The organism is Szabonella alba, assembly GCF_016765775.1.
Classification (GTDB): domain Bacteria; phylum Pseudomonadota; class Alphaproteobacteria; order Rhodobacterales; family Rhodobacteraceae; genus Szabonella; species Szabonella alba.
The window spans coordinates 1-20,839 of the sequence record NZ_JAESVN010000012.1 but is presented as its reverse complement, the minus strand read 5'-3'; the positions used below and the strand labels follow the sequence as shown (position 1 = coordinate 20,839).

Here is a 20,839-nt window from a genome sequence, read left to right as displayed (position 1 = left end):
GCAACCGGTCCCGAAGGCCGGCGCGACGGGGCAGGCGCCGTGGACAGATCCACGGCGCCGTTCCAATGTCATCAGACCGTAAGCGAGGCGTTGTTCTTGACGCGGCTCCACATCGCTTCCTCGGGCTTCGAGGCCATCTTGCCCTTCTGGTCCTGCGGGAAGTAGTGGATCCGGATCGCACCGAATTCGAAGATGACGGTTTCTTCGCAGACATCGTCACCGTCCGAACCCGACCAGCTGATGTCTTTCACCATGACAAGGCGCAGGTCGAACTTCAGGAAGGTCTTGCCCGACATGCCCGAGGCATGCTGGCCCGAGGCGCGGCGCAGTTCGACCACAACTTCGTCGAAATGCTCACCGGCGCACATAGCGTGGAACAGGCCGGTCGAGGCGGTGTCGGTTTTCTTGGTGATCGTCAGTTCCTTGAAGATCGCCTTGCCGGCAGCACCACCGCCCGTGACCGAGCCGATGTTGATGTTGTTCTCGGCGCCGATTTCGAAGGACATGACTTCGAATGCTTTTTTATCGGACATGTCCTTGTCCTGGGTCTCGCCCGGGATTTTGTCTTTGTGCGACGGGGAATAGCAGTATGCGTCAAATGCCATTTTGGAGTCTCCTCTTGTGAAGCGTCATAGGTGGCGAACCACCCGGTTCTGAATGGCCCCCCCGCCAATATTGCGGGGGGAAACCAGCAGTCATCAGCCCTTTTCAGTGGGCAGCTTGGACACCAGACGGAGCGACACGGACAGTCCCTCCAGCTGGTAATGCGGGCGCAGGAAGAACTTCGACGTGTAGTAGCCGGGGTTCCCCTCCACTTCTTCGACAACCACCTCGGCTGCGGCCAGGGGGCGACGGGCTTTTTCATCCTCGGCCGAGGTGGCCGACGAGAAATCGACATACTGGTTGACCCATTGCTGCAACCAGTCCTGCATGTCATTGCGGCTTTTATACGAGCCGACCTTGTCGCGGACGATGCATTTCAGATAATGCGCAAAACGGCAGGTCGCGAACAGATAGGGCAGGCGCGCGGCAAGGTTCGCGTTCGCGGTTGCATCGGGATCGTTGTATTCCGCAGGGCTGTGCAGCGACTGCGCGCCGATGAAGGCCGCAAGGTCGGAATTCTTGCGATGGATCAGCGGCATCATCCCGTTACGGGCGAGTTCGGATTCGCGCCGGTCGGAAATCGCAATCTCGGTCGGGCATTTCTGATCCACGCCCCCATCATCCGAGGGGAAACTGTGCGAGGGCAGGTTTTCCACCGCGCCACCGGATTCGATGCCCCGGATGCGCGAGCACCAGCCATATTCCTTGAAGGACCGGTTGATATTCACCGCCATCGCATAGGCGGCGTTCACCCAGCCGTATTTCTCGGAAGCCGCACCCTCGGTGTCTTCTTCAAAGGCGAAGGCCTCAACCGGATCGGTCTTGGACCCATAGGGCAGACGGCCCAGAAACCGCGGCATCGCAAGGCCGACATATTTGCTGTCCTCGCTTTCGCGAAGGCTGCGCCATGCGGCATATTCCGGGGTCTGGAAGATCTTGGTCAGATCGCGCGGATTGGCCAATTCCGCCCAGCTGTCCATCTGGAACAGCGTCGGACTTGCTCCGGTGATCAGCGGCGCATGGGCCGCAGCAGAGATCTTGGACATTTCGGCCAGAAGTTCCACATCCGGCGGCGAGTGGTCGAAATGGTAATCCGCGACCAGCGTGCCATAAGGCTCACCACCGAACTGGCCGAACTCCTCTTCATAGACCTTCTTGAAGATCGGCGACTGGTCCCAGGCCGTGCCCTTGAACTTCTTGAGCGTCTTGGCCATGTCCTTCTTCGAGATATTGAGGACGCGGATCTTCAGCATCTCGTCGGTTTCGGTGTTGTTCACCAGATAATGCAGGCCGCGCCATGCGCTTTCCAACTGCTGGAAATCGGCATGATGCAGGATCAGGTTGACCTGTTCGGTCAGTTTCTTGTCGATCTCGGCAATAATGCCCTCGATCGTGCGCAGCGCATCGTCCGAAACCAGCGCGGTATTGACCAGCGCCTGTTCGGCCAGCGTCTTGACCGCCTGTTCGACGGCGGTTTTCGCATGATCCGATTTCGGCCGGAACTCCTTTTGCAGGAGCGAGGCGAATTCGGAATTGCCAAAGGCGGTTTCGCCTGCAGCGCCCGAGGATTGGAGTTCAGCTTCGGCCATGACTTACCCCTTGTCTTCTTCTGTCGCGCCAGCCGCCGCTTTCGGCTGCGCGGCAAGCGCCTTGAGCAGGGCGGGATCCTGAATAACCGTCGAGATCAGATTTTCCGCCCCGGTCTTGCCATCCATATAGGTCATCAGGTTTGACAGTTGTGTGCGCGCGTCAAGAAGTTTCTTGAGCGGCTCAACCTTGCGCGCGATGGCGGCAGGGCTGAAATCATCCATGCTCTCGAAGGTGATATCCACCGCAAGGTTACCTTCACCCGTCAGGGTGTTCGGCACGGTGAACGCGGCACGCGGTTTCATCGACTTCATGCGGTCGTCGAAATTGTCGACGTCAATCTCAAGGAACTTGCGGTCGGCAATCGAGGGCTGCGGTGCCTCGGACTTGCCCGCCAGATCCGACATGACGCCCATCACGAACGGCAGCTGGACCTTTTTTTCAGCCCCGTAAAGCTCGACATCATACTCGATCTGAACACGGGGCGCCCGGTTGCGCGCAATGAACTTCTGTGAACTGGCCATTTCTAGCTCCCTGAAGATTTAGATACGTCTTTGGACCACAATGCCGCGACTGCCCCCTGCGGGTCAATATTCCTCCTCATCCTCCAGACCTCCGATCAACTGGACATTGCTGCGGCCATCCGGGGCCATATCCTTGATGATGGTCATGAAGTCCGCGCCGACAAGCCGCTTGGCCCGGTCCAGAAGGATCGGCAGCGGGCTGGAGGGTTCGGCGCGCTTGTAATAGGCGATGATCTTGTCCAGCGCATTGCGCACATCCTGCTGGCTGTTGATGACCCCGGGGACGCCAGCCCCCGCCGGGGCGGCCATGGTCCGGGGGGCCGCAATCGCGCCATCGGCGCCAGCGTCCTGCCCTTCATCGCCGTCAACGCCCTCCGGCTCTTCGCCACCGGCGGCGCCGATACCGGCCGCTTCAAAACGCGACATGACCTGTCGCAGTATCTTTTCAAGCGGCGCAAGATCGGGCCCGAATGTCGGCACCTGTTCGTCAAAGACCCGCCCGATGGCCTTGATGTCTTCCTGCGCCTGCCGCGCGGCGTCGCGCAGTTCCTGCAGCCGCGCCGGATCGGTATCCTGAAAGGCTGCGGACAAGGCCGAAAGATCGGGGGGCGATTCACCATCCTCACCAAGGGAAATCTCTCCCTCGGCCAGCATGAAATCGCGCAGGCAGACCCTGCCGAAGGCGCGGCTGTCGGTCAGCGGCGCCAGACGGATGCCGCGCATCATCGTATCTGCATCGGCAAGCGCCGCGATGGCATTGACGCGCATCGTCGGATCGTTGTCGTCATCGGGGTCAAGCTGCGGATGGCAACTGTCCCACCACTGTTCCAGACAGCCCCTTATGTAAGTGGTCGCCTGCGCAAAGCCCGGAAAACCCTTGGTTCGCAACAGCGAATAGGCCAGAAATACCGCCGCGCGCAAATCATGGCTGCGCTCCAGAACCTCCATCGCATTGCTGATGACCTCGGCATGATCGGGCTCTTCGGCGGCAATGACACTGTCACCGACCTGACGTTCCTCACCATGCTGCGCCGCCAGTTCAAGCGAGATGAAGGCCGGATCGTATTCCAGATTCTCGCCACTCGGCTCATCATCGCCGCGACTGGTCAGAAGGTCGGTCAGATCCATTCAAGGCTCTCAAACAAAAACTGAAATTTCGGGCACAGGCCCGTATCGCGCAGCGGCACGTTAGCAGAACAATTTCACCGATCCAGAAAAAACGGATATCTATATACAAAGACGCAGTCTGAACACGGGACTGAGTATGACACAGTCCGCCGAAAGCTCAAGCCCGTCTGAACGCAGCATCATTGCGTCCTTGACCCACAGGGGCAAATGACGTTCCATGATTGCATTGATTCAAGCATTATTCCGTCCCTGCGGGGACAGCGCATGAAAGATCACGCCATGGAAGATGAAGGCGAAGACGGCGCAGGCCTTGGCCTTGAGGGGATCCAGCTCAAGAAATTCGTGAAGATCGCGCGCAAGCAGCCCTTGCCCTTTGCCTTCGTGCCCGGCACGGGCGATGAAGAACCGACCTTCATGCTGCACCGGCGCAAGAAGGCCGAGGTGATGGGCAAGACGCTGCGCAAGGAAACCGGGCAAAGCAAGGTCAGTTTCGGCATGATGTCGGTCGAGGGCAAGACCGTCAGCCTGACCTGTGACAAGGTGGTGCCGGGACTGGGCAAGAAGCTGCAACGATTCTTCCGCCAGCAGAAGGTGCCGATGGATGTCATCCTGCTGGATGCCGAGGGCAATGAGATAAGCTGACCGCAGGCGGGCCGGAATGCCCGGACCTGCGCAACCGGCACCTGTCCGGGTCTGGCTTACCGGGTCTGGCCTAGCCGATGGTCCGCGCCAGAACGTCCTGCCAGTTGTCCCAGGTGATCCGGCGGATCAGGTCGGGGCCATAGCCCGACCCCTCCATCGCCGCGACCAGTTCCGGCAGGCCCGCCGACGACCCCATGAAGGCCGGGATCATCGTGCCGTCGAAATCCGACCCCAGCGCCACTCCGCCCTCCCCCAGCCGCGCGATCAGATGATCCAGATGGCGCAACATGTGCTCCGGTCCGGTATCGGGGTTCTTGATGCCGTCGGGCCGGATGAAGGCCACGCCGAAATTAAGCCCGACCAGCCCGCCACTTTCGGCAATCGCATCCAGTTGCCGGTCGGTCAGGTTGCGGGTCGCGGGCGTCACCGCATGGGCGCCGGAATGGGTGGCGACCAGCGGCGCCTCACTGCGCCCGGCCACATCCCAGAACCCGGCCTCGTTCAGATGGCTCAGATCGAACAGAATGCCCAGCCGGTTGCAGATCCGCAGCAGATCAAACCCCGCCGCCGTCAGCCCCGGCCCGGTATCGGGCGAGGCCGGAAAGTTGAAGGGCACCCCATGGCCGAAGATGTTGTCACGGCTCCAGACCGGACCAAGCGACCGCAGCCCGGCGGCGTGATACAGATACAGCTCGTCCAGACCGGGGCCGATGCCTTCGGATCCCTCAATATGCAGGATCGCGGCAATCGCGCCTGCCGCCCGTGCCGCTGTAATCTCGGCAGCGGACCGGCAGATGCGGATCACATCGGGCCGGTTGGCGGCCATACGGTGCAGGATCGCGGCCTGTTCAATCGTCGCCTGCCGCGCGCCTTCGGGATCAATCGGGCCAAAGGCGCGATAGGTCGCCATCGGGTCTGGCGCGGTGGCCGGATCGCCCGGCGCCCAGATCGCAAAAAATCCGCCCGCAAACCCACCCGCCCGGCATTTCACCAGATCCAGATCGTCGCCGCGGCCTTCGAAAAATGCGGTGCCATGGCGATCACCGGACGCCCAAAGCTTGCTCAGCAGATCGTTATGGCCATCGAAAACCGGGCAGTCCGACATGGGATTTTCCTTCTTTCAGGGGGCGACACGACTCGCCTTGACAGGGGGGAACGAAAGTTGCCCACTTGGTCAAAGTTGCGCCCGCCCGTTCCGGGTATAGACGCATCGCAAAATGAAAAACAGGGAGTCTGCAATGTCCTTCGACCTTCCGTTCCGCCGCAGCACCGCGCTGGTGCTGGCCTCGCTTCTGGCCGGGGCCGCGCCTGCCGCGCTGATGGCGCAAACCCCCGAAGATACGCTGGTGATCGCCGATGCGATTGACGATATCGTGTCCATCGACCCGCATGAAGCGTTCGAATTCTCGGGCACCGACCTTGTCAACAACACCTATGACTCTCTGGTCGAACTGGACCCGACCCGGCCCGGCGAACTCGTCCCCGGTCTGGCCGAAAGCTGGGACGTGGCCGAGGATGGCGTGACCTATACGTTCAAGATCCGCCCCGATGTGTCCTTCGCCTCGGGCAATCCGCTGCGGGCCGAAGATGCGGCATGGTCGCTGCAGCGTGTCGTCAAGCTGAACAAGGCCCCGGCCTTCATCCTGACGCAGTTCGGCTTCACGCCCGAGAATGTCGAGGAAATGATCACCTTCGACGGCGATACGGTCACGATGAAGACCGACAAGCCTTATGCGCCCACCTTTGTCTATAACTGCCTGACCGCTGCGGTCGGGGCCATCGTGGACAAGGAAACCGTCATGGCCAATGAGGTCGATGGCGACATGGGCAATGCCTGGCTGAAAACCAACACCGCCGGCACCGGCGCCTATGTGCTGCGCTCCTACAAGCCGTCTGACAGCTATATCCTTGAGGCGCGCGAGGGCCATTGGCGCGGCGATGCGAAACTGCGGCGCGTCTTCATGCGCCATATTCCCGAAGGCGCGACCAACCGCCTGCTCCTGGAACGCGGCGATATCGACATCAGCCGTGAGGTAACCTCGGTTGATATCGAGGGGATGGAAGGCAATGCCGATATCCGCGTCGAGACCGATCTGGCAGGCTATATCTATTACGTCTCGGCCAATCAGAAGAATGAGGCGCTGGCCAATCCGAAAGTGCTGGAGGCGATGCGTTGGGCCATCGACTATCAGGGCATGACCGAAAGCTTCCTGAAGGGCGAACAGACCGTGCATCAGGCCTTCCTGCCGCGCGGCTATCTGGGTTCGATAGACGAGACGCCCTATTCGCTGGATATCGAAAAGGCCAAGGCGCTGCTGGCGGAATCCGGTGTGACCCTGCCGCTTGAAATCAAGATGAGCGTGCGCAACAGCCAGAACCGCACCGATATGGCGCAATCGGTTCAGAACACCTTTGCGCAGGCCGGGATCAACCTGACGCTGTCCATCGGCGAAGGCGCGGAAGTGCTGGGCGAATACCGCGCACGCCAGCATGACCTGACACTGCAAAGCTGGGGACCGGACTATCCCGACCCGCATACCAATGCCTCGACCTTCGCGTTGAATGCCGACAATTCGGATGAGGCGAACCTGACCGGCAGCCTTGCATGGCGCAACGCCTATGATCCGGGCGAACTGATGGCCCTGACCGAGGCCGCCGTGATCGAACGCGATGCCGACAAGCGCCGTGCGCTTTACGAAGAGATCCAGCGCAAGCATCGTGACACCTCGCCCTTCATCGCGATGTTCCAGGAAAACAACCGCACCGCGATGCGCAGCAATGTGCAGAACTTCTACACCGGTGGCACCGTCGATCAGGCGACTTATTGGCTGGTCGAGAAGTAAGAGGCTTTCGGCGGGCGGCTTGTTCCGCCCGCCGATGCCCTTTCCCGCATGACCGTAGTCCCCGACACCCCCGCCCCGCCGTTCCGGCTGCCGCGTCCGATCCGCCTGATCGGCGGCACGGCTCTGTCATTGGCCATCACCATCCTTGGCCTTTTGCTGGTAACCTTCATCATCGGCCGTGTCGTGCCCATCGACCCTGTTCTGGCCATCATCGGCGAACGCGCCACGACCGAACAATATGAGGCAACGCGCATCGCCCTTGGCCTTGATGAGCCGATGTGGAAGCAGTTCGCGATCTATGTCGGCGATGCGGTTCAGGGTGATCTGGGCCAGTCGCTGCGCACCCGGCGCGAGGTGTCCGAGGATATCATCCGCTATTTCCCCGCCACGCTGGAACTGGCCACCATCGCCACGCTGTTCGGGGTTCTGGTGGGGGTGCCTGCCGGTGTTCTGGCGGCAACGCGGCCCGGCACATGGGTTGACCAGATCGTGCGGATCGTCGGGCTGATGGGCTATTCCATGCCGGTCTTCTGGCTGGGGCTGCTGGCACTGCTGATCTTCTACGGCATTCTGGGCTGGGTCGGCGGGCCGGGGCGACTGGATGCCGGATTCTCGATGATGTTCGAACTGGATGTGCCGCAACGCACCGGGATGATTCTGATCGACACCGCCTTGGCGGGCGAATGGGCGATGTTCCGCAATGCGCTCAGCCATATCGTGCTGCCCTCGGCGGTGCTTGGCTACACCTCCATGGCTTATATCAGCCGCATGACCCGCAGTTTCATGATGAATGAACTGGGGCAGGAATATATCACCACGGCCCGGGTCAAGGGCATGCCCGAATGGCGCGTGGTCTGGGTCCATGCGCTGAAAAACGTTATGGTGCCGCTGATCACGGTGATCGCGCTCTCCTATGCCTATCTGCTGGAAGGGTCGGTCCTGACCGAGACGATTTTCGCATGGCCGGGCCTTGGCAGCTATATCACCGATGCCTTGTTCGCGGCGGACATGCCCGCCGTTCTGGGCGGCACGGTGGTTGTCGGGGTGGTGTTCGTGACGCTGAACATGGCCTCCGACCTGCTCTATCGTCTTGTCGATCCGAGGGCACGCTGATGGCCACGATGACCGAATGGCTGCGCGATCCCAGCCCCTCGTCGCGCCTGCAAGCCCGTCTGGGGCAAAGCTATCTGGCCTGGCTCAGGATGCGGCGCAATCCGCTGGCCATGGTGGGGCTGTTCATTATCCTTCTTTTGCTGGCGATGGCAGCCTTCGCGCCATGGCTGGCAACGCATGACCCGCTGACGCAGAACCTTGGCCAACGCCTTTTGCCACCCGGCACGCCTGGGCATTGGCTGGGAACCGACGATTTCGGCCGCGATATCTGGAGCCGGATCGTCTATGGCAGCCGCATCACGCTTTACATCGTCACGCTGGTCGCGGTCACCGCGCCGCTGCTGGGGCTGATGATCGGCACGGTCGCGGGCTATTTCGGCGGCTGGGTCGATCAGGTGCTGATGCGCATAACCGATATCTTTCTGGCGTTCCCCCGCCTGATCCTTGCGCTGGCGCTTGTCGCCGTGCTGGGGCCGGGGATCGAGAATGCGGTACTGGCCATCGCGCTGACGGCATGGCCGCCCTATGCGCGGGTGGCGCGGGCCGAAACCCTGACCGTGCGGACATCGGATTATATCGCCGCCGTGCGCCTGCAAGGCGCGGGATCGGGGCGAATCATCTGGGGCCATGTCATGCCGATGTGCCTGCCTTCGGTCATCATCCGCGTAACGCTGGACATGGCGGGGGTGATCCTGATCGCTGCCGGTCTGGGGTTCCTTGGCCTTGGCGTGCAGCCGCCGACCCCGGAATGGGGGCTGATGATTTCCTCGGGCCGCAAGTTCCTGTTTGAACAATGGTGGGTCGCGACCATGCCGGGGCTGGCGATCTTCATCGTCAGCCTTGGGTTCAACCTTCTGGGTGACGGGCTGCGCGATGTTCTGGACCCAAGGAGCAGCGGCAAATGACGCTTCTTTCCGTCAAGAACCTGCGCGTGACCTTCGACACCGAGGCCGGAAAGGTCGAGGCCGTGCGCGGCGTTTCCTTCTCGCTTGGCCGCGAACGGCTGGGCATCGTCGGCGAAAGCGGTTCGGGCAAGACGATGACCGGGCGTTCCGTGCTGCGGCTGATCCGCCCGCCGGGCCGGATCGAGGCGGAGGAGATGCGCTTTGACGGCATCGACCTGATGGCCGCATCCGAACGCCAGATGCGCGCCCTGCGTGGTCAGCGCATCGCGATGGTCATGCAGGATCCGAAATATTCGCTGAACCCGGTGATGAAGATCGGCGCACAACTGACCGAGGGGCTGCGCCTGCGCGACGGCATGTCGGCCAAGGCGGCCCGCCTCAAAGCCATCGAGGCGCTGGAGGCCGTGCAGATCCGCGGCCCCGAACGGGTGATGGAGGCCTATCCGCATGAATTGTCCGGCGGGATGGGCCAGCGCGTGATGATCGCGATGATGCTGATCCCGAACCCCGATCTGCTGATTGCGGATGAACCGACCTCGGCGCTGGATGTGACCGTGCAGGCCGAAGTTCTGTCTATTCTTGACGGGCTGGTGCGCGACCGGGGCATGGGGCTGATCTTCATCAGCCACGACCTGCGGCTGGTGGGCCGGTTCTGCGACCGGGTTCTGGTCATGTACAAGGGCCGCGTGGTCGAGGAGTTGGAGGCGAAGAATCTGATGAACGCGACCCATCCCTATACTCAGGGCCTTCTGAACTGCCTGCCCCGCATCGGCGGCAACCGCAGCCCCCTGCCCGGACTGGACCGGGCCGCGGAATGGGCGGAATAGTGCGATGTCCATGATCGAGATCGAAAACCTGTCGGTGCATTACCCCGCCAAAGGCCAGCTTGTGCGCGCCGTGGAGGGCGTAAGCCTGCGCGTCGGTGAGAAAGACAGTTTCGGACTGGTGGGCGAAAGCGGATCGGGCAAATCGACCATCCTGCGCGCGATCTGCGGGCTGGCCCCGGTCAGCGCAGGCACGATCCGCATCGGCGGCGAACCGGTCCCGACCCCGCGCGGCCGCGCCTTCAGCCGCCGGGTGCAGATGGTGTTTCAGGACCCCTATGCCAGCCTGCACCCGCGCCATACGCTGGACCGCACCCTGTCCGAACCCTTGGCCATTCACGGCATCGGCGGCAGTGATGCGCGGGTCGTCCGCGCTTTGGAGGATGTCGGCCTGCCCGCGGCCTTCCGCTTCCGCTATCCGCATCAACTGTCGGGCGGGCAGCGCCAGCGCGTCGCGATTGCCCGCGCGCTGATGCTGGAACCCGAAATCCTGCTGCTGGATGAACCGACCTCGGCGCTGGATGCCTCGGTTCAGGCGGAAACGCTGAACCTGCTGAACCGGCTGAGGGCCGAACGCGGTCTGACCTTCCTGATGGTCAGCCATGACCTTGCCGTGATCGACCATATGTGCGACCGCGTTCTGGTCATGCAGCATGGCCGCGCGGTCGAGGAACTGACGCGCGAGGCGCTGGCCGGCGCACAGATGAAAACCGATTATGCCCGCACCCTGTTCGAGGCGAGCGCGGACAGGATGCTGGGCAGCTGACCCCCGGAGAGGATGACATGAACCACCCCGTCTTTGATGGACATAACGATTTCCTGCTGCGGCTTTACCATGCGCCCGACCGGCGGGATGAGCTTTGGCTGAAGGGTGAACGGGACGAACAGGGCAATCCCGTCGGCCATCTGGACCTGCCCCGCATGCAAAAGGCCGGGTTCGCGGGCGGATTCTTTGCGATCTACATCCCCTCGCCGGTCGCGCATGACAGTGCCGGTTTCATGGCGCAGATGGATGCGCCGCCCTATGACCTGCCTTTGCCCGATCTGATCGACGCCAAGGGCGCGCAACCCGTCGCCCTGTCCATGGCAGGACATCTGCACTGGATGGCCCGCAGCGCGCCGAATGATTTCAGCCTTTGCACCACGGCGGCCGGGATCCGCGCGGCCATTTCCACAGGCCGGATTGCGGGCGTCATGCATATGGAAGGGGCCGAGGCGATCAGCCCCGGTCTGGACGAATTGCCGCTTTGGCATGCGATGGGGCTGCGGTCCATCGGGCCGGTCTGGTCCCGGCCCACGGTGTTCGGCCATGGCGTGCCCTTCCGCTTTCCCGGCAGCCCCGATACCGGGCCGGGCCTGACCGATGCGGGCCGGGCGCTGGTGCGCGAATGCGACGCGCTGCGCATCATGCTGGATCTGTCACATCTGAATGAGGCCGGGTTCAACGACATCGCCCGGATCTCGACCGCGCCGCTGGTTGCGACCCATTCCAATGCCCATGCCGTCACCCCCTCGACCCGCAACCTGACCGACCGGCAGCTTGCCATGATTGCAGAACGCGGCGGGCTGGTGGGGCTGAATTTCGCGACCTGCTTCCTGCGCCCCGACGGGCGGCAATCACCCGAAATGACGTGGGAACCGGTGCTGCGCCATCTGGACCATCTGCTGACGCATCTTGGCGAAGAGGGCGTCGGTTTCGGGTCCGATTTCGACGGCGCGACCGTTCCGCAGGGCATCGGCGATGTCACCGGCCTGCCCGCGCTGCAACAGGCGATGCTGGATCACGGGTTCGGCGCCGCACTGGTCGAGAAGATCGCGCATCGCAACTGGATCGCGCTGCTGGAAAGGGTCTGGGGGGAATAACCTCCAGACCCATTTACGCCCGGCCTTTTTCTGTCCGGAAATATCCTCGGGAGGGGCCCTAGGAGGGCAGACAGCCCTCCCAGGGGGCGGGGCAATCCTGCCCGTTTGCAGGCGGCAAGGCGCGTTGAAAAGCGCCCTTACCGCCCCTTCCAGACCGGAGCCCGCTTCTCGGCAAAGGCGCGCGCGCCTTCCAGTTGATCCTCGCTGGAATAAAGCCGGTCGACGGTCACGAATTGCCGCTTGGTGATCCGGTTCAGCGCATCCTGAAAACGCATGTCCTCGGCCTCACGCACAACCTCCTTGATCGCGGCATAGACCAGCGGCGGGCCGCTCTCCAGCAATCGCGCCAATTCCCACGCTTTGGGCAAAAGATCGGCCTGCGTGGTGATTTCCTTCAAAAGACCCCAGTGCCGCGCCTCCTCGGCATCGAACCAGCGCCCGGTCAGCAAAAGATCCATCGCCACATGATAGGGAATGCGCTTGGGCAGCTTGATCGAGGCCGCATCCGCCACCGTGCCCGACCGGATTTCCGGCAGCGCGAATGTGGCATTGTCCGAGGCGAGGATCAGATCACAGGACAGCGCCAGTTCCAGCCCGCCCCCGCAGCAGATGCCATTGACCGCCGCAATGACGGGCTTGTTCAGGTTCGGCAATTCCTGCAAGCCACCAAAGCCGCCGACCCCGTAATCGCCATCGACGGCATCACCATCAGCGGCGGCCTTCAGATCCCAGCCGGGGCAAAAGAACTTCTCGCCCTCGGCCCGCAGGATCGCGACGCGCAGACTGTCATCATCGCGGAAATCCCGGAACACCAGCCCCATGATCCGGCTGGTGGCAAGGTCGATCGCATTGGCCTTGGGCCGGTCCAGCGTCACCTCCAGAATGGCACCTTCGCGCCTTGTCCGGATCGGGCCTTCCGTTCGCATCTGCATCATGTCTCTGCCTCCCAGATCACCGCATCCGCCGCAATGGCACCGCGGGCGCGGACCATCAGCGGATTGATTTCAATTTCCTCAAGCCGGTCATCGGCCTGTATCATGTCCTGCAATGCCAGCACCGCGGCGACCACCGCGCCGGAATCCGCCACCGCCCGCCCGCGATAGCCGTCCAGCAGCGGCCAAAGCCGCAGGCGGCGCAGCGCCTCGTTCACCTCGTCCCCGGTGACCGGCAGGACCAGCGTCACCGTATCGGCCAGCAGTTCCGCCATGGTGCCGCCCAATCCCAGCGTTACCGTCGCGCCGTAAACCGGATCGCGCCGCAACCCGACCAGCAGTTCGGCCAGCGCCCCCGTCACCATTTCCTCGGCCAGATAGCCCGTCGCCCCCGGTATTTCGGCCTGCCCCTCCAGCGAGACAAGGTTCAGCCGCACCGCCCCCGCCTCGGTCTTGTGGGCAAAGCCCAGACCTTTCAGCGCGAAAGGCCCCGCCAACGCATGGGTCCGCGCCGCAAGTCCCGGCAGGTCCGCCGCCGTCACGCCCTGCGGCACGGCAATCCCGGCAGAGGCCAGCCGCGCCTTGGCCTCTGCCTCATCCAGCAGCCTGACCGGGCGGACAGGCAAGGCGGGCAAGGGACGCCAGCCCGGACGCGCGGCCGGTCGCTGCACCGCCTTCAACGCAGGCAATGCCGCCTCCAGCCCCATCAGGGGCGCAACTCCGCGCGCCATCATTGCAATCGCCAGATCCTCATCGAAATTCTCGGACAGTGACGAGACCGGAAAGGCGGGTTTGCCGGTCGCGGCCTGTGCCGCCTCGATGGCCGTCAGCGCCGGGAGAAAGCTGGACGGATCGCAACGGTCGGGGCGCGGCGGGTCAATGATGAAGATCCCCGCATCATAGGCGGCCAACATGGTGCTGAACACATCCGTCGTGCGCGGCCCGTCGCCCCAGATGAAGGTGTGGTAATCCAGCGGGTTCGCAATGGCGACAATCGGCCCCAGAATCCCGGACAGATGCGCTGCTACCGGGCCGGGCACGGGCGGAAATTCCAGACCCGCCGGGGCGGCCAGATCGGCGACCAGCCCCGCCTCTCCGCCCGAACAGGACAGCGAACAGAGTCGCGGGCCAAGGTATGGTCCGTGAACATGAAAGATTTTCAGCGTCTCGATCAGCGCATCGGGGCTGGCAACCTCGGCCACGCCTGCCTGCCGCAGAAAGGCCGATGAGGCCGCGCCGCCACCGGCCAGCGACGCGGTATGCGACTGCGCCGCCTGCCGGGACTGTTCGGTCTTGCCCGATTTGATGCAGACGATGCCCTTGCCCGCCTTTGCCGCCCGTTCGGCCAGTGCCGCGAACCCCGGCGCATCGCCGATCCCCTCGACATAAAGCCCCAGCGCGGTGACGCGCGGATCGGCCAGCAATTCCCCGGCCAGTTCGGTCAGCCCCACCTGTGCTGCATTGCCCAGACAGGCGACATAGGCCACCGGCAGCCCCCGCGCCTGCATCGTCAGGTTGATGACGATATTCGAGGACTGACTGAGCAGCGCAACCCCGCGTTCCACCCGCCGCCCGCCATGCTGATCCGGCCAGAGCAGCGCCCCATCGAGATAGTTGATCAGGCCATAGCAATTCGGGCCGAGCACCGGCATATCCCCCGCCGCCGCCACAAGTCCGGCCTGAAGATCCGCCTCGCCTGCCTCCTGCCAGCCTGAGGCGAAGCAGATCGCCCCCCCGGCCCCCATGGCCGAAAGCTCCCGCACCACCTCAAGCGTGGCATGGCGATTGACCCCGATGAAGGTCGCATCCGGCACCCCGGGCAGATCGGCAAGCGAGCGATAGCAGTCCAGCCCGCCGATCTGCGCCCGCGTCGGATGCACCGGCCAGACCGGACCCGCAAATCCCATTGCGCGGCATTGCTCGATCACATTCAGCGCCCAGCCCGAGCCGAGAACGGCAATCGACCGGGGTCGCAGCAGGCGTGACAGGCGGCTCATGCCACGGTCCACACTCGACGGTGAATGTCGAAGGGGGGCTGTCTGCCCCCCACGGAGGCGCGGGGCGCGCCTCCTCCCTCCGAGGATACTTTTGAACAGATGAAACTCACAAGACGCCCTGCCCCCAACGAAGGAGGCAGGGTCGCTTCACCTGTTACGGTCATCGGCGTCCCCGCCTGTACCGCGTCAGAAGGATGGAGGGCAAAGGTTAACATTTGGTTCCTTCATCTGTTCTCAAATATCCTGCGGGGGTCCGGGGGTGCAAAACCCCCGGCGCGGCGCGTCAGCCACCAACCGCGCGCAGAAGTTCGCGGCTGATGATATGGCGCTGGATCTCGGATGTGCCTTCCCAGATCCGTTCCACCCGCGCATCGCGCCAGATCCGTTCCAGCGGCAGTTCCTCCATCAGGCCCATGCCGCCATGAATCTGGATCGCCTCATCCGCGACCATGGCCAGCATCTCGGTTGCCTTGAGCTTCGCCATGGACATATCCGCCTCGGTGACCGTACCCTGATCGAATTTCCAGCCCGCCTCCCATGTCAGCAGTTCGGCGGCCTTCAACTCCATCGCCATGTCGGCCAGCTTGAAGCTGACACCCTGAAACTTGCCGATGGCCTGACCGAACTGCCGCCTCTCGGCGGCATAGGATACCGCATGATCCAGCGCCCGCGCCGCGCGCCCCAGACAGGTTGCGGCGACCTGCAACCGGGTCGCGCCCAGCCATGTATTGGCGACCTCGAAGCCCTTGTGCGGCTCACCCAGCACATTTTCGGCAGGCACCCGGCAGTCGTCGAATTCCAGCACGGCATTGGAATAGCCGCGATGGCTGACATTGCGATAGCCGTCGCGCACGGTGAAACCGGGTGTGCCCTTGTCGACGAAGAACGCCGTGATCTTCTTTTTCGGGCCGCGCGGTGTGTCCTCTTCCCCGGTCGCCATGAAGGCGATGGTGAAGCCCGCGATATCGGCATGGGAGATGAAATGCTTGGTGCCGTTCAGCACCCAATCCGATCCGTCAGGCCGGGCGCTGGCCTTCATGCCGCGCAGGTCCGATCCGGCACCCGGTTCGGTCATCGCCAGACAATCCCAGGTTTCCCCCCGGATACAGGGCATCAGATAGCGTTCGCGCTGTTCCGGGGTGCCGGCCAGCAGGATGTTCGAGGGGCGCGCGACACAGGTCCAGTGCAGCGCATAATTCGCGCGGCCCAATTCGCGTTCGTAAAGCAGCCAGGACAGGGTATCGAGACCCGCGCCGCCCACCTCCTCGGGCATATTGGCAGCATAAAGCCCCGCCGCCATGGCCTTGGCCTGCAAATCCCGGATCAGGTCCAGCGGCAGATGACCGCTGCGTTCCACCTCGGCCTCATGCGGATACAGTTCTGCCTCGACAAAGGCGCGGGTGGTGTTGACGATCATCCGCTGTTCATCGCTCAGTCCGAACTGCATCATGCCCTCCGCTGGCCGACATGGCGACCCGCGCCCTCGGGCCGGGGCAGGGCGGCATGGGCGGCGGCGATGGGGCGCAGCCGGTCCTGAATTGCCTGTGGCGCAGGCGCAGCCCGGCCCGCCTTCATGTCGACATGCAAAAGCATCTGTTCCAGCGTGGCGACCGGCGCGCCTTCTTTCAGGATGCGGATGAAGATATGCAACCGTTTTTCATCCACATGCAGCACCTGCACCGTGCCGGTCAGCGCATCGCCAAGTTTTGCCTCGCCCAGATGCAGGATATGGGTTTCGGCGGTGTAATAGCTGAACCCCGTGCCGACATAGGCGATATCGGCGCCGATATGGCGCAGAAAGGCGTCACAGGTTTCGGACGCGGCGAACAGATAGCGGCTTTCGGTCATATGACCGTTATAGTCGATCCAGCCCGGCAGCACGGTCATCCGGGCCATTTCCATCGGCGCGGCATGGTCGGGTGACGGATCAGGCATCGCCGCACGGCGGCGCGCATCATGATCCAGCAGGACCTTGCCCGCGCCCCAGTCGCGGTCTTTCAGCACGCGCAGAAAGCCGATCAGGTTCTGGTCGCGGATGCGCTCCAGTTCCCGGATGGTATGATGCCCCGATTGCGCGTCGGATTGCCCGGCGATCAGATCGACCAGTTCATCATTGAATTCGGGTACATCCATCAGCTTGGTCCAGGGCCAGGACAGGCAGGGCCCGAACTGCGCCATGAAATGCTTCATGCCCGCCTCGCCGCCCGCCACGCGATAGGTCTCGAAGAGGCCCATCTGCCCCCAGCGCAGGCCAAAGCCCATGCGGATCGCCTCATCGATTTCCTCGGTCGTGGCGACGCCGTCCTTGACCAGCCACAGCGCCTCACGCCAGACCGCCTCAAGGAAACGGTCGGCGATATGGGCGTCGATCTCCTTGCGGACATGCAACGGGAACATGCCCAGTTCCCGCAGGATTTCCTTGGCGCGTTCGATCAGCGCCGGATCGGAAACCGCCGAAGGCACGATTTCGGCAAGAGGCAGCAGATAGACCGGGTTGAACGGATGGGCGACAAAGATCGTCGCGGGATTGGCTGCCCCTTCCTGCAATTCGGACGGTTTGAAGCCCGAGGTGGAACTGCCGATGGGCGCATCGGGGGATACCTGCTGGATCTGGGCAAAGACGCGGTGCTTGAGGTCCAGACGTTCGGAAACCGATTCCTGAATGTAATCCGCCCCTTCGACCGCCTCGGTCAGCGTTTCGGCAAAGCTCAGCCGCCCTTCGGGCGGCATCGGGCCGTCCGACAGGGCGGGCAGGGCGGCGCGTGCATTGGCCAGAACCTCGTCCACCTTGCGGGGGGCCTCGGGGTCGGGGTCGAACACCGCCACATCCCAGCCATTGAGCAGGAAACGCGCGGCCCAACCGCCGCCGATGACCCCGCCCCCGATGATTGCCGCTTTTTGTGTCATGGTCCTGATCCTGTCATTCGCGGGGCCAAGCCCCCCTCCCCATCCCTCCCCCACAAGGGGGAGGGGACCGCCTGATTTCATCCGTGCCGCCCGTCGATCCCGGGCGCTTCCCTCCCCCCTCGTGGCGGAGGGAGAGGTTGGGGGCTACCGGCCCACCGGCGCGCGCTTTTCCATCTTCAGCCTTGCGCGCACCTCGGCCGGGGTGATGACCCGCGCGCCCATGGCCTGCACGATGCCGACCGCGCGTTCCACCAGTTGCGCATTGGTGGCCAGCACGCCCTTGTCCAGCCAGAGATTGTCCTCCAGCCCGACGCGCACATTGCCCCCGGCCAGCACAGCGGCGGCGACATAGGCCATCTGATTGCGCCCGATGGCAAAGGCCGACCAATGCCAGTCCTGCGGCACATTGTTGACCATGGCCAGAAAGGTGTTCAGGTCATCCGGTGCGCCCCATGGCACGCCCATGCAAAGCTGCACCAGCACCGGGTCGGGAATAATGCCTTCGGTCACAAGCTGCTTGGCGAACCACAGATGGCCGGTGTCAAAGGCCTCGATCTCGATCCGCACACCGCTTGCGGCCATCCGGGCCGCCATGTCGCGCAACATGCCCGGCGTGTTGACCATGACATAATCGGCCTCGGCGAAATTCATCGTGCCACAATCCAGCGTGCAGATTTCGGGGCGGCAATCGACGACATGCTGCACACGCTCTGCCGCGCCCGCCATATCGGATTTCGCGCTCATGCGGTTCATCGCTTCGGTGCCGTCGAACAGCAGATCACCGCCCATTCCGGCGGTCAGGTTCAGCACGACATCGGTCGCACTGTCACGGATGCGTTCCGTCACTTCGCGATACAGCGCCGGGTCGCGCGACGGTTTGCCGGTTTCGGGGTCGCGCACATGGCAATGCACCACCGCCGCCCCGGCCTTTGCGGCGGCAATCGCGCTTTCGGCGATCTCGCGCGGTGAACGCGGCACATGCGGGCTCCGGTCCTGCGTGCCGCCCGAGCCGGTCACGGCACAGGTGATGAAAACCTCGCGATTCATGGTCAAGGGCATGGGGTCCTCCTTTACAGCGCAATGATATGCGCGCAGAACGGGGCCGGAATGGCAAATTGCGCAATCGGATGACGGAAAAGGCAACACGCACAACCGCCCTGCCGCCGCCCTGCCGGGTGGCGCTTCTGGTGCTGCCGCATGCCTCACTTCTGACGGTGGCCTCGACGCTGGACCCGTTGCGCAGCGCCAACCGGCAATTGGGGCGTGAGGCGTTTCAATGGCTGGTCGTTTCACCGGGGCTGACCTCGGTGCCGCTGACCTGCGGGCTGGAACTGCCCTGCCAGCCGACATTGGCGGCGGCGCAGGGCTTTGATCTTCTGATCGTGATCGCCGGGTTCCGCATTGCCGAAGTCATCACCACGCCGCTGCTGACCGGGTTGCGCAAACTGGCGTCGTCGGTCGGCACCATGGCGGCGGTGGATGCGGGGTCATGGGTTCTGGCCAAGGCCGGGCTGCTGAACGGTCACCGCGTCACCGTGCATTGGGAGGATCTGGACGCGCTGGCGCAGACCTATCCCGATCTTGAGGTGGTGCCTGACCGTTTCGTGATTTCCGGCAACCGTATCACGGCGGGCGGGGCCGGGCCCGCGCTGGACATGACCATCGACCTGATCCGCCGCCGCTTCGGTGCGCGGCTGGCGCATGAGGTGGCGACCAGTTTCATCACCGCGACCAGCGACCGCCGGACGCCGCAGCAGAACCCGCAATATGACGGGGTGGCGGTGGATGCCAAGGTTTCCGCCGCCATCGGCATGATGGAGGCCACAGTCTCGGCCCCCCTGCGCATCAGGGATATTGCCGCAAGGGTCCGGCTTTCGGTGCGGCGGCTGGAAAACCTGTTCCAGCGGGATCTGGGCTATAGTCCCGGTGCGTTCTATGCCGAATTGCGGCTTCAGGCGGTGCGGCGCAATCTTGCGGGCAGCGATCTGAACATGGCCGAGATTGCGGTGCTGACCGGGTTCAGTTGTCCCTCGGTCCTGTCGCGGGCCTTTTCGCGCCGCTTTGGCGAAAGCGCGCTGGCCTTCCGGCGCCGCAGCCGGAACTACGCGGGCAACGGCATCCTGCGCGACGGGGCCTGACTGAATATCCTGAAACCATGCGCCCCGGCCTCGCGGCCGGGACGGTCACAGGATCAGATCACCAAACCCAAGTGCTGCCACACCGTCAAGGTTCACCGTCAGATCGGCATTGGCATTGCCCGTGACATCGCCCAGCAGCCTGCCGGTCACCGCGTCATAGCGCAATTCACCGGCGACGCCCGAGAACAGGGCCGCCCCGATGAAGGTGAAGGACTGATCGCCCGCCGGTAACGCATCCGCATCCATCGCGCTGAGATCGATCCGGTCGACGCCCAAGACGAAATCGACAATCCGGTCAGTGCCGCCCGCAGCCGGGGACTGATCGAAGACAAAGACATCCGCCCCCGCATCGCCATACAGCTGGTCATCGCCCGCCCCGCCGGTCAGCACATTTGCCGTATAGCCGCCATTGAGCGTGTCATTGGGCGTTGTTGCAAAACCCTGTCTCCCAACGATTCACATCGCGAATCCATGCGGTTAGACGGATCGTATGAGCAAGCCATCACTCGCCCGATACCGCACGAGGAACTGGTCCAGCTACACAGCTTCTCTGCGCAAGCGTGGGTCGCTGTTGATCTGGCTGGACAAGGACATGACCTGGCTTGCGCCGCATGACGGCAGCCCCGGTCGGCCTGCGGTGTTTGCGGAATGAGGAGGATCGGAAAACAGTCCGGGGGACTGTTTTCCCGACGAATGCGATCCAGTTCTGATGTGGTGGATACCCCCGCCCGACGGCATCGCAATGTGCCAGGGTGGTGAGGTCATCATCGCCACATAGGAGGGGGTACCCATGAAGAAGTTTGCCATAATTGGAGTTGACCTAGCCAAGAATG

General features: G+C 63.4%; 19 protein-coding genes and 1 pseudogene. 9 read left to right on the top strand and 11 right to left on the bottom strand.

The genetic code is table 11. The features are described from left to right. Window positions 1–71: 71 nt before the first annotated feature. The 4 genes from JL811_RS17710 to tssA form a co-directional block, all read right to left on the bottom strand. Window positions 72–605 (bottom strand): Hcp family type VI secretion system effector, encoded by a 534-nt coding sequence (locus JL811_RS17710; protein WP_202690044.1) that lies wholly within the window; start codon window positions 603–605, stop codon window positions 72–74. A gap of 93 nt (window positions 606–698) precedes the next feature. Next, window positions 699–2,192 (bottom strand): type VI secretion system contractile sheath large subunit, encoded by a 1,494-nt coding sequence (tssC, locus tag JL811_RS17705; protein WP_202690043.1) that lies wholly within the window; start codon window positions 2,190–2,192, stop codon window positions 699–701. A gap of 3 nt (window positions 2,193–2,195) precedes the next feature. Next, on the bottom strand, window positions 2,196–2,714 hold the full coding sequence (gene tssB / locus JL811_RS17700) for a type VI secretion system contractile sheath small subunit (protein ID WP_202690042.1): 519 nt from the start codon (window positions 2,712–2,714) through the stop codon (window positions 2,196–2,198). Between the two features lie 63 nt (window positions 2,715–2,777). Further along, window positions 2,778–3,842 (bottom strand): type VI secretion system protein TssA, encoded by a 1,065-nt coding sequence (gene tssA / locus JL811_RS17695; RefSeq protein WP_202690041.1) that lies wholly within the window; start codon window positions 3,840–3,842, stop codon window positions 2,778–2,780. A 279-nt stretch (window positions 3,843–4,121) separates the two neighbouring features. On the opposite strand from tssA, the gene JL811_RS17690 reads away from it, so the two are divergent. Continuing rightward, the gene (locus tag JL811_RS17690) at window positions 4,122–4,484 is read left to right on the top strand and encodes a hypothetical protein (RefSeq protein WP_202690040.1); all 363 of its coding nucleotides are present in this window, start codon (window positions 4,122–4,124) and stop codon (window positions 4,482–4,484) included. A 70-nt stretch (window positions 4,485–4,554) separates the two neighbouring features. Here the strand turns inward: JL811_RS17690 and JL811_RS17685 are convergent, their stop codons facing one another. Further along, complete coding sequence (locus JL811_RS17685; RefSeq protein ID WP_202690039.1) at window positions 4,555–5,589, bottom strand: dipeptidase; 1,035 nt, start codon at window positions 5,587–5,589, stop codon at window positions 4,555–4,557. A 133-nt stretch (window positions 5,590–5,722) separates the two neighbouring features. On the opposite strand from JL811_RS17685, the gene JL811_RS17680 reads away from it, so the two are divergent. Genes JL811_RS17680 through JL811_RS17655 form a run of 6 tightly spaced genes read left to right on the top strand, consistent with a single transcriptional unit; the run spans window position 5,723 to window position 12,032 of the window. Beyond that, window positions 5,723–7,327, top strand: coding sequence for an ABC transporter substrate-binding protein (locus JL811_RS17680; protein WP_202690038.1), 1,605 nt, complete (start codon window positions 5,723–5,725; stop codon window positions 7,325–7,327). A 48-nt stretch (window positions 7,328–7,375) separates the two neighbouring features. Further along, window positions 7,376–8,440 (top strand): ABC transporter permease, encoded by a 1,065-nt coding sequence (locus tag JL811_RS17675; protein WP_202690037.1) that lies wholly within the window; start codon window positions 7,376–7,378, stop codon window positions 8,438–8,440. Beyond that, window positions 8,440–9,345 (top strand): nickel transporter permease, encoded by a 906-nt coding sequence (gene nikC / locus JL811_RS17670; protein WP_202690036.1) that lies wholly within the window; start codon window positions 8,440–8,442, stop codon window positions 9,343–9,345. Before JL811_RS17675 ends, nikC begins: the two co-directional genes overlap by 1 nt. Then, on the top strand, window positions 9,342–10,172 hold the full coding sequence (locus JL811_RS17665; RefSeq protein WP_202690035.1) for an ABC transporter ATP-binding protein: 831 nt from the start codon (window positions 9,342–9,344) through the stop codon (window positions 10,170–10,172). Before nikC ends, JL811_RS17665 begins: the two co-directional genes overlap by 4 nt. A gap of 4 nt (window positions 10,173–10,176) precedes the next feature. Next, window positions 10,177–10,935, top strand: a complete 759-nt coding sequence (locus JL811_RS17660; RefSeq protein ID WP_202690034.1) for an ABC transporter ATP-binding protein — start codon at window positions 10,177–10,179, stop codon at window positions 10,933–10,935. A 17-nt stretch (window positions 10,936–10,952) separates the two neighbouring features. Beyond that, window positions 10,953–12,032, top strand: a complete 1,080-nt coding sequence (locus tag JL811_RS17655; protein ID WP_202690033.1) for a dipeptidase — start codon at window positions 10,953–10,955, stop codon at window positions 12,030–12,032. Window positions 12,033–12,169: 137 nt separating this feature from the next. Here JL811_RS17655 and JL811_RS17650 read toward each other — a convergent pair whose 3' ends face one another. The 5 genes from JL811_RS17650 to bcoG form a co-directional block, all read right to left on the bottom strand. Next, window positions 12,170–12,967, bottom strand: a complete 798-nt coding sequence (locus JL811_RS17650) for a carnitinyl-CoA dehydratase (protein ID WP_202690032.1) — start codon at window positions 12,965–12,967, stop codon at window positions 12,170–12,172. Further along, entirely contained in the window at window positions 12,964–14,961 is a 1,998-nt protein-coding gene (locus JL811_RS17645) for an acetate--CoA ligase family protein (protein WP_202690031.1), read from the bottom strand. Before JL811_RS17645 ends, JL811_RS17650 begins: the two co-directional genes overlap by 4 nt. A 283-nt stretch (window positions 14,962–15,244) precedes the next feature. Continuing rightward, the gene (locus tag JL811_RS17640) at window positions 15,245–16,408 is read right to left on the bottom strand and encodes an acyl-CoA dehydrogenase family protein (RefSeq protein ID WP_202690087.1); all 1,164 of its coding nucleotides are present in this window, start codon (window positions 16,406–16,408) and stop codon (window positions 15,245–15,247) included. Continuing rightward, window positions 16,408–17,868 carry a carnitine 3-dehydrogenase gene (locus JL811_RS17635; RefSeq protein ID WP_202690030.1) on the bottom strand — a complete coding sequence of 487 codons (1,461 nt, stop codon included), beginning with the start codon at window positions 17,866–17,868 and terminating at the stop codon, window positions 16,408–16,410. Before JL811_RS17635 ends, JL811_RS17640 begins: the two co-directional genes overlap by 1 nt. Window positions 17,869–18,012: 144 nt before the next feature. Further along, window positions 18,013–18,927 (bottom strand): 3-dehydrocarnitine:acetyl-CoA trimethylamine transferase BcoG, encoded by a 915-nt coding sequence (gene bcoG / locus JL811_RS17630; RefSeq protein ID WP_202690029.1) that lies wholly within the window; start codon window positions 18,925–18,927, stop codon window positions 18,013–18,015. 68 nt (window positions 18,928–18,995) lie between these two features. Between bcoG and JL811_RS17625 the strand changes: the two genes are divergently transcribed. Beyond that, complete coding sequence (locus JL811_RS17625; RefSeq protein ID WP_202690028.1) at window positions 18,996–20,006, top strand: GlxA family transcriptional regulator; 1,011 nt, start codon at window positions 18,996–18,998, stop codon at window positions 20,004–20,006. A 45-nt stretch (window positions 20,007–20,051) separates the two neighbouring features. On the opposite strand, the gene JL811_RS17620 is transcribed toward JL811_RS17625, so the two are convergent. Beyond that, window positions 20,052–20,462: a M10 family metallopeptidase C-terminal domain-containing protein gene (locus JL811_RS17620; RefSeq protein ID WP_337924766.1), complete on the bottom strand. Its 411-nt coding sequence runs from the start codon at window positions 20,460–20,462 to the stop codon at window positions 20,052–20,054. Window positions 20,463–20,496: 34 nt separating this feature from the next. Between JL811_RS17620 and JL811_RS17615 the strand changes: the two are divergent. Further along, window positions 20,497–20,655 (top strand): annotated as a pseudogene (locus JL811_RS17615) (IS5/IS1182 family transposase); the annotation flags it as partial. Window positions 20,656–20,839 lie beyond the last annotated feature (184 nt).

Bases quoted from the DNA above. Each gene is read 5' to 3' on its own strand.
- JL811_RS17650 (WP_202690032.1), bottom strand. From the start codon at position 12,967: ATGATGCAGATGCGAACGGAAGGCCCGATCCGGACAAGGCGCGAAGGT.
- JL811_RS17665 (WP_202690035.1), top strand. From the start codon at position 9,342: ATGACGCTTCTTTCCGTCAAGAACCTGCGCGTGACCTTCGACACCGAG.
- tssA (WP_202690041.1), bottom strand. From the start codon at position 3,842: ATGGATCTGACCGACCTTCTGACCAGTCGCGGCGATGATGAGCCGAGT.
- tssB (WP_202690042.1), bottom strand. From the start codon at position 2,714: ATGGCCAGTTCACAGAAGTTCATTGCGCGCAACCGGGCGCCCCGTGTT.
- JL811_RS17675 (WP_202690037.1), top strand. From the start codon at position 7,376: ATGACCGTAGTCCCCGACACCCCCGCCCCGCCGTTCCGGCTGCCGCGT.
- JL811_RS17655 (WP_202690033.1), top strand. From the start codon at position 10,953: ATGAACCACCCCGTCTTTGATGGACATAACGATTTCCTGCTGCGGCTT.
- JL811_RS17660 (WP_202690034.1), top strand. From the start codon at position 10,177: ATGTCCATGATCGAGATCGAAAACCTGTCGGTGCATTACCCCGCCAAA.
- JL811_RS17690 (WP_202690040.1), top strand. From the start codon at position 4,122: ATGGAAGATGAAGGCGAAGACGGCGCAGGCCTTGGCCTTGAGGGGATC.
- JL811_RS17640 (WP_202690087.1), bottom strand. From the start codon at position 16,408: ATGCAGTTCGGACTGAGCGATGAACAGCGGATGATCGTCAACACCACC.
- JL811_RS17680 (WP_202690038.1), top strand. From the start codon at position 5,723: ATGTCCTTCGACCTTCCGTTCCGCCGCAGCACCGCGCTGGTGCTGGCC.
- tssC (WP_202690043.1), bottom strand. From the start codon at position 2,192: ATGGCCGAAGCTGAACTCCAATCCTCGGGCGCTGCAGGCGAAACCGCC.
- bcoG (WP_202690029.1), bottom strand. From the start codon at position 18,927: ATGCCCTTGACCATGAATCGCGAGGTTTTCATCACCTGTGCCGTGACC.
- JL811_RS17635 (WP_202690030.1), bottom strand. From the start codon at position 17,868: ATGACACAAAAAGCGGCAATCATCGGGGGCGGGGTCATCGGCGGCGGT.
- JL811_RS17685 (WP_202690039.1), bottom strand. From the start codon at position 5,589: ATGTCGGACTGCCCGGTTTTCGATGGCCATAACGATCTGCTGAGCAAG.
- JL811_RS17710 (WP_202690044.1), bottom strand. From the start codon at position 605: ATGGCATTTGACGCATACTGCTATTCCCCGTCGCACAAAGACAAAATC.
- JL811_RS17645 (WP_202690031.1), bottom strand. From the start codon at position 14,961: ATGAGCCGCCTGTCACGCCTGCTGCGACCCCGGTCGATTGCCGTTCTC.
- nikC (WP_202690036.1), top strand. From the start codon at position 8,440: ATGGCCACGATGACCGAATGGCTGCGCGATCCCAGCCCCTCGTCGCGC.
- JL811_RS17625 (WP_202690028.1), top strand. From the start codon at position 18,996: ATGACGGAAAAGGCAACACGCACAACCGCCCTGCCGCCGCCCTGCCGG.